Source organism: Mucilaginibacter sp. A5337 (assembly GCF_059690695.1).
In genome coordinates, this window is the sequence record NZ_JCAWEC010000001.1 from 671,646 (window position 1) to 686,190 (window position 14,545).

General features: G+C 45.3%; 9 protein-coding genes. All 9 read right to left on the minus strand.

Going from position 1 to position 14,545, the window contains the following annotated elements:
* Positions 1 to 2: 2 nt before the first annotated feature.
* Positions 3 to 2,474: a glycoside hydrolase family 31 protein gene (locus AC59JO_RS02750; protein WP_497303242.1), complete on the minus strand. Its 2,472-nt coding sequence runs from the start codon at positions 2,472 to 2,474 to the stop codon at positions 3 to 5.
* Positions 2,474 to 3,619: a glycoside hydrolase family 88/105 protein gene (locus AC59JO_RS02755; protein ID WP_497303244.1), complete on the minus strand. Its 1,146-nt coding sequence runs from the start codon at positions 3,617 to 3,619 to the stop codon at positions 2,474 to 2,476. Before AC59JO_RS02755 ends, AC59JO_RS02750 begins: the two co-directional genes overlap by 1 nt.
* 46 nt (positions 3,620 to 3,665) lie before the next feature.
* Positions 3,666 to 5,807 (minus strand): hypothetical protein, encoded by a 2,142-nt coding sequence (locus AC59JO_RS02760; protein WP_497303246.1) that lies wholly within the window; start codon positions 5,805 to 5,807, stop codon positions 3,666 to 3,668.
* A 10-nt stretch (positions 5,808 to 5,817) separates the two neighbouring features.
* Positions 5,818 to 6,891 (minus strand): glycoside hydrolase family protein, encoded by a 1,074-nt coding sequence (locus tag AC59JO_RS02765; RefSeq protein ID WP_497303248.1) that lies wholly within the window; start codon positions 6,889 to 6,891, stop codon positions 5,818 to 5,820.
* A 19-nt stretch (positions 6,892 to 6,910) separates the two neighbouring features.
* Complete coding sequence (locus AC59JO_RS02770; RefSeq protein ID WP_497303250.1) at positions 6,911 to 7,717, minus strand: rhamnogalacturonan acetylesterase; 807 nt, start codon at positions 7,715 to 7,717, stop codon at positions 6,911 to 6,913.
* 13 nt (positions 7,718 to 7,730) lie between these two features.
* On the minus strand, positions 7,731 to 8,498 hold the full coding sequence (locus AC59JO_RS02775) for a rhamnogalacturonan acetylesterase (protein ID WP_497303252.1): 768 nt from the start codon (positions 8,496 to 8,498) through the stop codon (positions 7,731 to 7,733).
* Position 8,499: 1 nt separating this feature from the next.
* Positions 8,500 to 11,433, minus strand: coding sequence for an exo-beta-1,4-galactosidase (locus AC59JO_RS02780; protein WP_497303254.1), 2,934 nt, complete (start codon positions 11,431 to 11,433; stop codon positions 8,500 to 8,502).
* The gene (locus AC59JO_RS02785) at positions 11,414 to 12,823 is read right to left on the minus strand and encodes a glycoside hydrolase family 28 protein (protein ID WP_497303256.1); all 1,410 of its coding nucleotides are present in this window, start codon (positions 12,821 to 12,823) and stop codon (positions 11,414 to 11,416) included. Before AC59JO_RS02785 ends, AC59JO_RS02780 begins: the two co-directional genes overlap by 20 nt.
* 196 nt (positions 12,824 to 13,019) lie before the next feature.
* The gene (locus AC59JO_RS02790) at positions 13,020 to 14,543 is read right to left on the minus strand and encodes a RagB/SusD family nutrient uptake outer membrane protein (RefSeq protein WP_497303258.1); all 1,524 of its coding nucleotides are present in this window, start codon (positions 14,541 to 14,543) and stop codon (positions 13,020 to 13,022) included.
* Positions 14,544 to 14,545 lie beyond the last annotated feature (2 nt).

The window sequence follows — 14,545 nt, forward strand, 5'->3', positions numbered from 1 at the left end:
ATCTATTTAACACTAAGCGTAATATCCTCACTGTTGTTATGCGATGTTTTTATCCAAAGCAAATGAGTTGTTTTATCATAATACCAGCCAGCCGTTGTAGCTAATGCATCAGCACTGTCAGCTGCTTTCAATGCTTGATTATTTTCGGTGATCAAAGATGGTTCCTGATCATGAGGCCAGTGTATTTTTGCCAAATAGGTATGTGGTGCCGGGATAAAGTTACCCGCAGGCTTTTTGATCTGCAACTCCCATCCACCGGCAACATTTGCCATCATAATTTGAGTGATCGCCTTATCCCCCTTTTGATATTTTAAGCTGACACCATCGTCTTCATACAATTTAAATTCGGATGCCTGACCCGGAAATACATCCAGCGTGATCACATCGACCGGTTTTTCATCCATATATTTCATGGCGGGCTGCATCGGGATGATACTGCCTGCTTTTACAAAAATGGGCAAATGATCGGCCGGAGTTAATATATGTATGTACTGCTTCCCGGTATATTTTTCACCGGTCCAGTAATCAAACCAGGTTCCGCGGGGCAAGTATATCGTACGTGTTTGTGCGCCTTTTACAGCTACCGGGCAAACCATCATGTTATCGCCAAACAGGTATTGGTCGGCGATGTTATAAGTATTAGGGTCATCCTGGTATTCCAATACTAAGGCGCGCATAAGCGGCATGCCTGTTTGATATTGCGTATATGCGTTGCTATAAATGTAGGGGATCAATCTGTAACGGAGGTCGTCATATTTTTTAAAGTTGGCTAAAGCCTCGGCCCCATAGTTCCAGGGTTCTTTATAGCCTGGGTGATCCATACCAAATACCATGGCAACCGGGCTGAACATCCCAAACTGTACCCAGCGCATATATAATTCAGGATCAGCAGCATGTTCAAAACCACCCATACAATGCGCCCAATAGCCAACACCTGATAAACCGATATTTAACCCGGCTTTTATAACAGGTGCAAAATATTGCCATTCACTTGGCCAGTCACCCGCAAAAATGAAGGGATACCGCTGGATACCGGAATAACCCTCACGGGTTTGATTTAAGCCGCGAATGCCATTATATTCCTGAAATTTCAAATATGGCGCTTTAGCATACGCAATAGGGAATACATTATGCAGTTGGGTTATTTCCTTACCTGTAGGCCCAACTTTTTCACTTTCATTGGCTAATGAGCCAAATGCACTACCCTCGTCCGTTTTCAGGAATTTAGCACCGATGGAGGCAACTTTCATAACGCCATTATCCCACCACCAGTTTGCAGCCTGCTGATCAAAAAAGTTTACAAACTCACCCGGTTTGCCGTTTTCTGGGTACGTAAAACCTTTGGCCTGTGCCTGGTCAAGCAGGTTCAGGTTTTTGGCGTTATCAAACCGTGGACGGATATGCAGCCCAACCATTTTAAAGTTCATGGCATACAAGCTATCAAACATCGCTTTGGGGTCCTTAAATGTTTCGCGCCATTCAAAGGTTGTTGCTCCTTTGCCCCCGTTTTTACCAAACAGCCGCCAGGTAGAATCAAGGAAGAGAATATCAACAGGGATCCCCATTTCACGCATTTTACGGGCAAGTTCAATTACGTACCTATCCGAGGTAAGTTCCTCATGTCCCCAGGTACCGCCGCTATAAGTACCCATATGTAAGCCAAAAGCGAACCCTGGCAACAAAGGCGATTTGCCGGTAATAGTTAAGTAACTGTTTAAAATAGCCGGAAATGTTGGGCCATAAATAAAGTAGTAATCCAATTCGCCATCATTTGCTTTAAAACTGTATTCATCATCGGTTTTACTGCCCATATCCCATTCGGTAGCCGATGAATTATGCAGGTAGATGCCGTACCCCTTAGTGCTCATAAAAAATGGCACCGGGCAATAATTAGCCTCATTGATATTATAGGCGCCAAGCAAATTGTTTTTGCTTTTCCCCCTGCCTACATTGAGTTTTACCAGCTTATTGCGCTGATCGGTAAAATCCATGCGCTCACCAAAGCCAAAGAAATGCTCATCGGGCAAGAGATCTTTAGTGCACATTACCGTATCACCCATATGATGCAAGCCGCCGTTCTGCTTGCTGTTCGGTACATATTCTGATGATAACATCACGCCCTTACTATCAGCTACATTGATAATAAATGGTGATTTAAGGACCGTAATGAACAATGCAGAGGTTTGAATAATGTATGCCGACTGTCCGTCACTCACCTTATAATCAACGGCAGGCCAGTTATAATTCTCCTGCATTAAATGCTCATCGGGTGCAAATTTACGGCTCCAGCTGGCCCTTACGCGGAACATGGAAGGTGAACAAAATTCAATTTTAACATCGCCATTGGCATTGTTAAAATACAATGTATTGCCTTGTTTTTTATAGCCGGACTTATTGCTGCCGATACCCGTCTGGGCGAAGGCATTCACCACAACTAATAAAATAAAGGCCAGAAACAGAGATATCTTCTTCATTACTTACTCAGTTTATAAACTTCGCTACCGGCCAACAGGAAACAGCCCAAACCATAATCTTCAAAATCGGGTACATTGTTATAACCAACAGGTTGGCCATCTTTGGGCTCCTTACCGGTTCCCTGTACAAAGCCAAGCATACCATCCGGGTGCAGGCATTCTTTTGACATGGCGTTCCACGCTTTGATAACTATGGGCAAATAGGTTTTCTTTTTCAGGATGCCATGATTAATACCCCAGGCAATGCCATAAGTAAACAGGGCCGTACCCGACAGTTCCTTCCCGCCGAAATTGGTTGAATCTTTCAGGCTCACGTTCCAATAGCCATCCGTACGCTGCAAAGGCACCAGTGCCTCAATCATTTCTTTATACACCGATAAATACTCATTGCGATGAGGCGCATTTTTAGGCATCACTTCCAATACACGCAGCATAGCGGCCACTACCCAACCATTACCGCGCGACCAGTAGCAATCTGCGCCGTTAGGTTCCTTGTAAGGAGGAACAAAATCTTTATCACGCCACCAAAGATGGTCGGAGGTATTATACAACCCTTTGCCGCCGTGTACGGTTTTTGAGTAATTGTAGATCTCGAACATCTTTTCATAATACTTATTGTCATTGTATATTTCACCAAGCCTTGCATATACCGGCATGGCCATTTGCAGCGCATCTATCCAGTTCCAGTCATCCTTTTTCTCACTGTTCACCATCAGGTCGATACTCTGCTTAATTTTTTCAATACGCTCGGGCTTTTTATCTATGAGGTAAAGATCGATATAGGTTTGTCCGCAGCATTGGTTATCCGCATTGCGGGTATCAACAGCACCACGAGGGCTCCATTGGTGTTTTTCGCCCCAGTCAACCGCGTAGTCATAGTACTTTTTCTGCGGGTCGATCTTGTACATCGCCATCAGCCCTTCGTAATAAACAGCCCTCGTCCATAAATTACTGGTACGGGTTGTTCCCTTTACAGTAACAGAAGCTCCCGGATCAGGCCATTTCTGCATAAAATAATTGTTGGCGAGGGCCATATCGGCCAATACCTTACTTTTTACCGGTTGTTGCGCATTAACACTACCCGCCATTGCTATGATGGCACCGGCGCACAATACCGTTTTTATCCTTATAAATAATTGATTCATATTGTAGATTTTTATCAGATCGCGTTCACAAAATATATACTCATTATTATGGCATTTTTTTAAGCCCCTCCCATCTTACCTTCCATTTTCCATTTTTAGGAAAACCAGGATTGGTAATGGTCGAGCCATCCCAGCCGGCACACATCATAGCCACAGCGGCCAGTAAGCCACCATTGCCCGGCAGGTACATCCGCAATCGCCCGTCCTGGTAGTTGTGTCCGTTAGCTAAGTAAGTATTGGTTTTTATGGTCATAAATAAAGCATCAACAGCTTTTTCGGGCATATTTAAACGGGCCGCGGTCATGGCGGTCATCGGGAAATCCCAGCCCCAGGTATCCTTCCAGTCCCATACATCCCAAACCAGGTTAAAGGTTTTCTTCATTACCGCAGTGTCCAGTTGAGCATTGTAGGGCAGCATACCATAAGCCGCTAATACCGCCGGATGATCCGTTTTTAATTTAGGATTGGTATATGCATCGGGCGAGCTTTCCGCAGCCAGATAAACGCCATCTTTTTGAGGTAAGGCAGCAAGCTTTTTCAGGATGATGGCATATTTATTATCCGGCTGCAAGCCCAGGCGTTTGCGCCACAAGTGGGCGGTATTTAAAGCCCAGCGCCAGTATTGCAGCTCGTAAGTTGGGTTGTATGTTTCTTCGGGTTTATAACGTTCCTGTGCCAGGATAATACCCTTGCCTAAATTATAGCGGTCATGCTCTTTATCATAAGTTGGGAATGAGGCCATAAAATCCGCGTCGGCCAGTACAAGGTCTTTATACTTATCCAGGGTTTGCTTGTTTGGATGGGCGCGATAATCCAGTTCGGCAAAATAAATAAAGTGCGGTTGCTGCCAGATCAGGAATGCCCCTACCGATGACGGACTTTCGTTACCATCAGGGTCGGTCATTTTTTGCCAGCGGACGCCATCATATCCTTGTCTTTTAGCAATAGCCCTTGCATTGGCTTTTACATGCCCGTACCAGCCCAAACTATTTTCGAGCAGCTGCTCCCGGCCCCAAAGCGCAAAATGAATCCCGTGCCACCAGTGCATTTCCAGGTGCGGCTTACCATACCAGCTATTATAAGTTAAACCTGTTTCCTGTGGAGGCTGGTGACCAGAGCATTGTATTTTGGTAAGGTATTGCGAGAGCACCACTCTGCGTTCCAGTTCCTTTGCCCGCGGGTCGGTACAGCCGCTGAAATCAACCGCACCTCCGCTTTGCCAAAAGGCTTTCCATTGTTGTATGCTGTTGGCTTGCGTTTGAGCAAAACCAGGTAAAGGCGCCGCGGTTTTCTGCGAAGCAAACAAACAGGTAAATGTCAGTTCATCAGTTTTACCTTGAGGCGATAGCACAAACTGATGGGCTCCTGTATTCTTAACCGATGCAGCGCCATTCCAGGCAAGGCGTACAAAATATTGATTGGTATCTAAACGATGGATGATGGTAGCCTGGCCGGTACCCGAGCTAACAACAGCCGAATAATGCTTCTGCGGCTCTTTCCAATTGTCTCCATAATCGGCAAACTGATTGGTGGGGAAAGGGAAACGTAACCTCACTTTAAGCCTGCCCTGAGCTAACAACGGCGACTGTACTTTCACCGCTATCAAATCCTTACCCTGGTGCGCATAAGTTTGAACTTTTACCGGCTCGCCATCAAAAGTGAACGAGCTGGCGATAGCGCCTGTCCACAAATTAAGCTCCTGCCGGATATTTTGAATATCGGTTATTTGCGCTTCGCTCCCATCTTTATGCAACAACAGGAAACCGAGGTTGCCCAATTGCAGGCGATGTACATTTTCCCGGAACCAGTTAGCAGCATTCCGGTTACGCCCGGGCTGGTTCCATTGCACCGAATAGCTTACATCACGGCCATTGAGCCTATAGGTTTTTAATGTTTCATCAAACTTATAGCCTGCGGTATCTTTAAAGCTGTGCCAGCCCCATTCAGACTGTGTGCCCAGCGGAATGCCTTTATCATAATGCTCTGGAAAGGTTTGCAAACCCGTAGCATCAACCGTAAAAGCAAAACGACCATTGCCAACAGACAGGGAAGACAGCGTGTCGGTACCTTTATTGATTACATTGTGCCTTTGCACCAAAGCCTTACGGTCTATCTTATTTTGCGCCCTTACTACAACAGGCCAAACAACAGTAAAAAATGCAAAATATACAGGCAGTATTTTTTTCATGTTGAGGGCGTTATGATTCTATTTTAAATATAAATGGCGATGCCGTCACGTATTTACCACCCTGCGAGGTAGTGAACATGTAGGTTGGCTTTCCATTTTGAAATAAGAGCTGAGGCCTTTCAAACCGGCCGTATTTGTTCAGGTATTTTGGGGGTGGCGGTTGATCAATATGATAATATTCGGCGTTAAAATAACCTATCTCCGGTTCGCTCCATTTTTTGCCGGTCTTTGATTCCATGTACAAACCATATTGGTGATTAAAAACCCCCATATCCCGGGCCAGCATTTTAAAGCGGCCTTTATCCAACCAAACAAAAGCGTCTTCCAGTTGGGCGTTGTTTCCCCGCCCAGAAAAATCTATCACCGGGTTGCCGTCATATTTGATATAAGGCCCTTCCAGTTTGTTGGAAATGGCTAAACCGTATTTACGGTTACCTTTTACCAGCGGGTCGGTTGAGGTTTCATACTCTTTGGTGTTCCATGATTTATAAAACAGCCAGTATTGCCCGTTGGGATGTTTAATAAATGCGGGGTTGGTGGTGCAATGATCATCCCATGCCCCTTCGGGACCCGGTAAAAGCAACGGGGCATCCGGGCGTGTCCAGGGGCCATCCAAAGAATCGGAGGTTGCCAAGCCTATCCGTTTGGTATTGGTTTTACCGTTAGAATTGCCCATAAAGAACAGGCAATATTTACCATCCACCTTTTTTATGGATGGATTATGGCAGGTAGTAGCATCCCAATAACCAGGACCGCGCGGAGCAAGGATAGTTTCTAAAAACTTAAACTCACTTTCCGGCGTATCGGCCACAGCATGGCATATTTCGGATCCATTGATCCACCCGCCCATTTTTTTTGAAGCAATCCATCTTGAAAAAAACACGTGGATCCGGCCATCCGGGCCCTCAATCGGACTGTTACACCATACATAATAACCTTCCATTTCCAACGCACGGCCAACAGGCTTAAGTTTTTTGGCAAAAGCAGAAACGTGGTCCTTTGAATTACCAAAAGCCAAAGCAGGCAATAACGCTATCGCCGAAGCAATGCTTAACCGTTCAATAAAATCCCTTCTTTTCATCATTTGAGTACTTATTGAACTATTACTTTAGATATTTATTGAGCCCCAGCTGATTGAATGACCGGATGCCCTGGATAACAAATTTGGCATTTAGCTGTGCACCCGGCTTAAGGGTATGTGTAGCATCCGTGCCGAAGTAGGTTGATTTTACTTTTGCCTCGCCCTCCTGGTCGTAGTCGTCGGCAATCAGTTTGTTTAAGTCGATAAAAAAGGCTCCGGTTTGCTCGCTGATCTCGCGGGCCCACTGCCCGTAATTGTTTTCATTGTTTCGCCCTGCAGATTTGCCATCTTTCCAGGTATTACGGGGTATTGGCGAGCAGATGATCGGAGTTGCGCCCTTTACCTTAATATCCGCAACAAACTTGCGCATATACCAACCGTAGGTATGTACCACCTCTTTTATTTTCCGTATCGGGTTGTATATTTCCTGTTGCTCATCGCCAATGCCTTTAATAGTTCCGCGGGAACGGGCCGTATCATCCAGCGCACCGGCGTCGTTATGCCCAAACTGCATGATCACAAAATCGCCGGGTTTGATTTTCACCAACACTTTATCCCACAAACCCATAGTTTGGAAGGTGCGGCTGCTGGTACCGCCAAGCGCATCATTTTCAACCGCGATCTTTGTGGTATCAAAATAAGGGGCGATATAATTTCCCCATCCCCATAAACCGCCATCGCCCTTGCCTTTGCCATTTTTTACAGTTGAATCGCCTATCAGGTAAAAAGTTGGTTTATCTGCCGGTTTCATCAGCATAAAAGAAGATAACAATATAACCAGCATCAACAATAAGCCTAAACCTGCATGTGTACGCATCATTTTTTTCATAGCAACCTAAAAATTAGTTTTTGAGATATTTATTCAGAGGATTTGCAGGATCAGCTTTAATGCCGTCAACTACCGATTCGGCGTTCACTGTAGCCCCCATTTTATTAGTATGGGTATGATCTCCGGGGAAAAACTTTTTAACCGAATCAGCCCCCCATTTATCATATTTATCGGCTGTGATGCGGTTCATATCGATAAAGGTAACGCCTTCCTGCAATGCTATTTCCTGCGCCCATTTGCCGTAATCATCATTGGCACGGATAACTTTAGCATCACGAAATTCATTCCGGGGAATCATGGAAAGTACGATAGGGGTCGCCCCTTTAGCTTTGGTATCCCTGATAAATTTGCGGAAATACCAACCATAGGTATGCACGGTTTCTTTAGTGCCGTTAGGCCAGGTAAGCTCCACAGTTTCGTTACTAGTACCCTTTAATACCCCACGGTACCCTGCTTTGGTGGTATCAGGTTTACTGCCTTCATTATGACCAAATACCATCATTACGTAATCCCCCGGCTTTAAAAGCGAATCAACCTTGTTCCACCGGCCTTCCTTTATAAACGTGCGGGTGCTGCGACCGGCCATGGCATGGTTTTCAATATTGATCTTTGAGAGGTCAAAATAGTAGGGGATAATGCTTCCCCAGCCCCATGTTTCCATATCGCTGTTATGCGTAGTTGAGTCGCCTATCAAATAAATGGTTGGCTTTTGCTGATTTATAAAAGCCAGGCCTGCAAAGGCTATTATTAATAAAGCTAAAACCGGTTTTAATGCTTTCATATTATTTTTTGATGTTTTTGGGCTTCAGTTCATCCGGCGCGCCATTAGTATATGACACAAACACCTCCTTTGAAGCCGTTTTAAAAAGATCTTCAATAGCCTCCATCGCTATCACGTCAGCAGGTTTAAACTGCGGTGAGGACATATATTTTAAAATGCTGTAATATAATTGCTTCGCCGCCGGCCTGTCATCGCCGGTTGTTGGCGAAAGATCGGCGCTGCTTACCATCAGGCTCCCCTTACCTACCCTCGCTTCAAATAATAATGCTAAACGGCGGTTCATGAACCAGGTATCAATAGGCTGGATAATAGGCCTGAATGTTGCCGGAAAATCTTCCAGGTGCATTACCTGCGCGTTCGACAGGATATCCCACCATTGTATCTCACTGTATGATGATGTAGGAAAATCATTAAATGCGGGATGTTTAGGATCGCACACAAAACCCAGCGTATGCGGTGGACGCATTTTAAACCAGGAAGTATTCCAGAAAACCGGCGTGAACGACTGTATAATTTCCTTTCCCTTAACTACTTTACCCGACGCATTCAGAAATACTTTGCCGCCATTATTAAGTACCTCTTTGGCCTTATCATCCAGCACTGTGGTATAGTACACGTCGGTTTTTACCGCAGACAAGGTAGCCGGGTATACCCAAAAATCCCAGTCGTTTATGTATTGTGTATTGGGCACTGCAATTTCCAGGTTCAGTTTTTCGGGTGATTTTATTTTTGACAGTGGCACACTGATAGCACCTGCCTTCTGGCAGTTACCCATCACATAGCTTCTTTTGTCCAAAACACCCTGACTGATCACCTTATGCCGTGCATCGGTTAATTTCCAGCTCAATGCAGCGGTTATGGGTTTGCTGTAGTTAAACAGCTCAACCTGAGCTTTGAGAGTTTCATTATTTTGATATACAAACTTTTCGGTACGGATAAGCGGCACGGTAGCATTACAAAACCGGGTAAATTGTTTTGCTGTGATGTACCCCTTGCTATCCCAAAAGGCATTCAGTACCCCAACCAGGGCCGTTCCCTGACCCGGATAATCATTTAGTGAAAGCAACTGGAATCCCGAATATCCGGGCGTACGCATGGCTTTTTCAATTTCATGTTTATAACATAAAGCCTGTAATTTCCCGGAAGCCATCAGGAATTTTTCGGCTTCATCGGCCATGCCGTGATCTTTAAGGTCCTCTTGAAAAAGTTCAAAGTTTTTGGCCTTATAGATCCCGGTATATTTTTCAATTTCCTTAAAATCGGGGAAGGCGCAATACTGCCCCATTTCGTGTGCTACAAAGGGCACATTAAACTGTGCTATCTGTTTGCTGTAATCTGAGTAGCTCTCAGGCCGTTGGTTCCAGGCCAGGCCTCTTGCTCCTGCACGGGCCATATATTCATTATTAGGGATCACCGGCCAGCTGCCACCTACTGCCGCCCCTGTGTATAGCCTGCGCGGGTCTTTAGCTTTCCAATAGTCAACAAATTTGGTGAGGTATTCAACTTGTTTGCCGCTGGGCTCATTGCCATAAGCCATCATGCAAAATGAAGGATGATTGCCATACCATTTAACCATACGGTTGGTTTCGTCATAAATATATTGGTCTATTGGTCGCCCCAAGCCCAAACCGCTTCCATGGTTTGCCCATGAAGGCCCTTCTACATGAAGGTAGAAACCGGCTTTATCAGCTGCATCGAAAGCAGCCTCGGGTGGGCACCAGGAGTGAAACCGCATGTGGTTAAGCCCGTGTTCCCTGCAAATTTTAAAGATCCTGTCCCACTCCGCTTCTGTAGTGGGTGGATAACCTGTAAGCGGGAACTCGCAGTTGTTCACCGTACCCCGCAGAAAAACGGGCTTGCCGTTTATGGTAAATGTCTTTCCATCAGCCTTAAACTCATGCATACCGAAGCTCAGTTTCCTGGTATCTGTCGTTCCATCGGCAGTGCGTAGCGTAGCAGTAAGCTGATATAGAACCGGCATGAACTCATCCCATGTTTGCATTTTGGCCCCCATCGGCAAATCGATGCTGAACTCGGCCACAGTATCTTTGATATTAACAGTTTTGCTAACAGCCGGTATAAGCTGTGAAATTGTGGTATTAAATGCTTTGGCCGAAAGCGTGATATTGCCGGTAACAGATTCCCGCTCAGTTTTTATGCGCACTTTGATATGAGCTGTCTTCTGCTTCAGATCAGGATAAACCTGGATATCATCAAGCCAGGTCTGGCCGCCTGCTCTTAGCTCCATTTTGCCGATCACGCCATTCCAGTTACCCTGTGTATGATCGGTAATACTATGAGAATCGGGCCCTACATTGATGGCTTTAACGCGGTTATCAATACACAATGTAATTTGATGTTTTCCGGGTGATAGTTTATCTCCCAGATCAAACTGATGCGGGGTCACCAGGCTGTTTTGCATCCCTATTTCAGTATCATCAACCCATAGCCTGGTTTCGGTATGGGCCCGCTCCAGGAAAAGTACCAGGTGTTTATTTTTCCAATCCGCCGGAATAATTACTTCCTTTTTATACCATGCCGCTCCTGTATAGTGCTTGGGCGGTGTAAGCCAGAAAGGTATTTTGAGGTTGCCGGCCACCCGGTACTTTGCCAAACGCGGGTTGTAAAACCACGAGCTATCGTAAATACTGCCTGTCCATTTTGTTTTAAGGGTTATATCATCCCCCTTTAAGTTTTGGGTCATAGAGCCCGGTAAATGAATAGTATCCGTCAGCGATTTTGAGAACCATTTTTCTGCTATCCCTTGATCAGCCGGATCCATCTGAAACTGCCATTGCCCTGCCAGTGAAATAACGTTGCTACTCTTTTGCACCGGGGGAACTGACCAGGCACAAAAAAGCATTCCCAAACCCGCAATTATGCTAAGCAGGAACCTTTTTAAAGTCTTGTATTTATTATTGACCAGCACCGGCATCAGTTAAATTAAGTTTAGTATTATCCTGGGTAACGATCTGTGATTTTTTCCACTCCCAGGCCTGTGCAAACTGCACATCGCCCGCGGTGCCCGACTCAATATTGACCCCATCAAAATGAAAATTTTGCATGGTTGATTCTTTGAGACCTATGGCATTGACGGCTTTTTTTGCGCCAGTTACTTTAATATTTGAAATGTAAACATCTTTAAAATGCGGGAGCCCTTTTTCGGCAGGCTCCACTTTATGCAGGATCTTTTTCCAATGATCGGGCAGCGTAGCCTCATTATAGCCGTCGGGTAATTTGGAATAGCTATAAGTTGGGTTCCAGTTCATGGTGATTTGAAAAGCTGTACCCACACCATTCATAGTTATATTGCTGAAGTGGATATCCTCCACAGTGCCGCCCCTCGTTATGGCTGATTTAATGTTCAGTCCATTACTGGTTCCGTTACCTATGAGGTCGGTAGCAAGCACGTGCCTGATCCCTCCCGATGTTTCACTGCCGCAAGTAAGCAAGCCCGCGCCAGCCCTTGAGATACATTTCCGGATCACCACATACTCGGTTGGCCTGTTTACCCTCAACCCATCCCAATCGCGACCGGCTTTAAGGCAAAAATCATCATCATTGCAATCAATATCGCAGTTTTGCACCAGGATCCAGCTGGACGAATCTATATCTATACCATCTGTTGAGGGCCCATGGCCGTCAACGTTGTTGCGGATGGTAATACCATCAACAGTAACATAACCGGAGTAAAGCAGTTGCACTGTCCAAAACCCGGCCTGTTGCAGCGTAATATTTTTGATGGTAACGTCCTGGGAGTTGGAAACCAGCAGTGTACGGGGACGTTTGGCGTCATAATCAACTATCCAGCGTAACCCTTTAGGATCATATTCCGAACGCATTTTCCGGTAAATATCCCAAAATGGCTTACCCTGCGCATTTACCAATCCTTTTCCGGTAATTGCCACGTTGGTTTGCCCGGCTATGTTGATCAACGCGGCAGGCCATTTCATTTCAATACCGGCAACACGGGTATCAATTTCGGGGTAATCTTTTATATCCTGGCTGCCCAATAACTCCACGCCCTGATCAATATTCAGGCAAACGTTTTTCTTCAAAAAAATGGAACCCGTTAAATATTTACCGGGTTTAAATGTAACTATGCCACCACCTTTTGCCGAGCATTGGTCGATAGTTTTTTGTATGGCGGTTGTGTTTATGGTGTTGCCATCATTAGCCGCACCATTATCATTTACATACCACACCGTTGTTTTTTGAGGAGATTGCCTGGCACCGACCTTTTTGGCCCAATCCAGGTTAGTTTGCCCGTTTACAGCATTGGCGGTAATAACTATCAGGAAAACAGAATAACGTAATAATTTCATAGGTGGCGTTAAGTTAATAGTACTAAGTCTTAAGTAAAAAGTTAAGTTCATACTTTTCCGACTTGGAACTTAAGGCTTTCGACTAATGACTAACATAACAGTGTTTTATTCTTTAAAAGGCCTACCCCTCCCGAAGCACAGAGGGGCAAGCCTTTTTTATGATGACCTGAATAATTCTTTCATCATTCCCCAGGAATCAATACCCGGGATTTTGTGTATATAATCCCGGTGCAGCATCAAGTTGTGTTTGCGGCACAGGGTAAATAACGTAATTAGCTATAACCGGTTTGATGGCTTTCTGGGCATCTTCCTTGGCAATCCAGCTATTCATAATGGTTAGCAGGTTACCGCTCCTTTGCAGGTCGAACCAGCGTGAGCCCTCATCTGCAAACTCCCTGCGGCGTTCATCAAACAATTGGGCAAGCGTTACCCCCGATACAGATGGCAACCCAGCCCTTGTACGTACCTGGTTAACAATAGCATCAACATCGGACTGTGAGCCTCCTGTTGCGCCGTTCAAGATACACTCCGCTTTAAGCATCAAAACATCGGTATACCTGATGGCGATGAAGTTAATTCCCCAGTCAAAACGGCTGGCAGTTGGGATTTTAGTTATATCGAGCCACTTTTTAAAGAACGGGCGATTTTCTGTACTGCCCGCGTTGGTGTAACCTGCGGTATATACGTTAAATGCCTTCCGCACATCGGCTGCGTCATAACTGTTTGCCAAATCGTTTGATACGGGGATAATTTCCAGGCTTCCGTTTGATTTGGTATCCTTAATAGATAAAAAATAAGCGCTTGGTGCAAGCGTCCACGGGTATGAAGCTCCGTAAAGATCACTCGTACCGCTGATGCCGCTGGTATACATTACATCAAAAACAGCCTCTTTATTAACAGCAGGACTTTGGTTGGTATATGAAAAAATGTTGCTGTAAGTAGGCTCAAAAGCAAATTTGCCGCTGCTGATAATATCCTGTAGTAATGGCAAAGCCAAATTCCATTCGTTTGATCCGGTTCCGGGACCTTCTATGCCATAATTTGGCGCCGACTTAGCCATATAAACCTGTGCCAGCAAGGCTTCTGCCGCATATTTGGTGGCACGGCCTACATCTACCCCGGTATAAGTGGTGGGTAAATTAGCTATGGCCGATTGCAGATCGGCTATGATCAGTTTGTAAACATCGGCTACCGAACTACGGCCTATTGCATTGGCCTCCGGTGCAGTAACCGGGTGGTCAATAACAGGAAGCTTACCGTAATACCTCACCAGGTCGAAATAATAAAATGCCCGCAAAAATTTGGCTTCGGCCTGTAACCTTGTTGCTAATGACGCGGAACCTATGTAACTGCCATTTTTAGCAACCTGGTCAAGCAGGGTATTAGCCCTGAAAATGCCATTAAAGTCTGTGCCCCAGGTTTCGGTAACATATGCATTTGCTGCTAACGAGGGCGAGAAATCGTTCACCGGGTCCCAGTCACGCACGGTAACCGAAACGCCATAAATATTATCCGAACGGATCTCGGACATATTAGCCAATCGTACCGGGTAATTGTGCAAATCGGCATAAATAGCGTTTGTAGCCTGCAAAAAATCACTCGGCGACCTGTAAAAAGTTGCTGTTGTTGAGCTGGATATAGGCACCTGGTTTAAATCCTTATTACAGGAGGCCATTAAAAAAACAGCTGATATGGTTGATAGAAAAAATATCTTTTTCATTT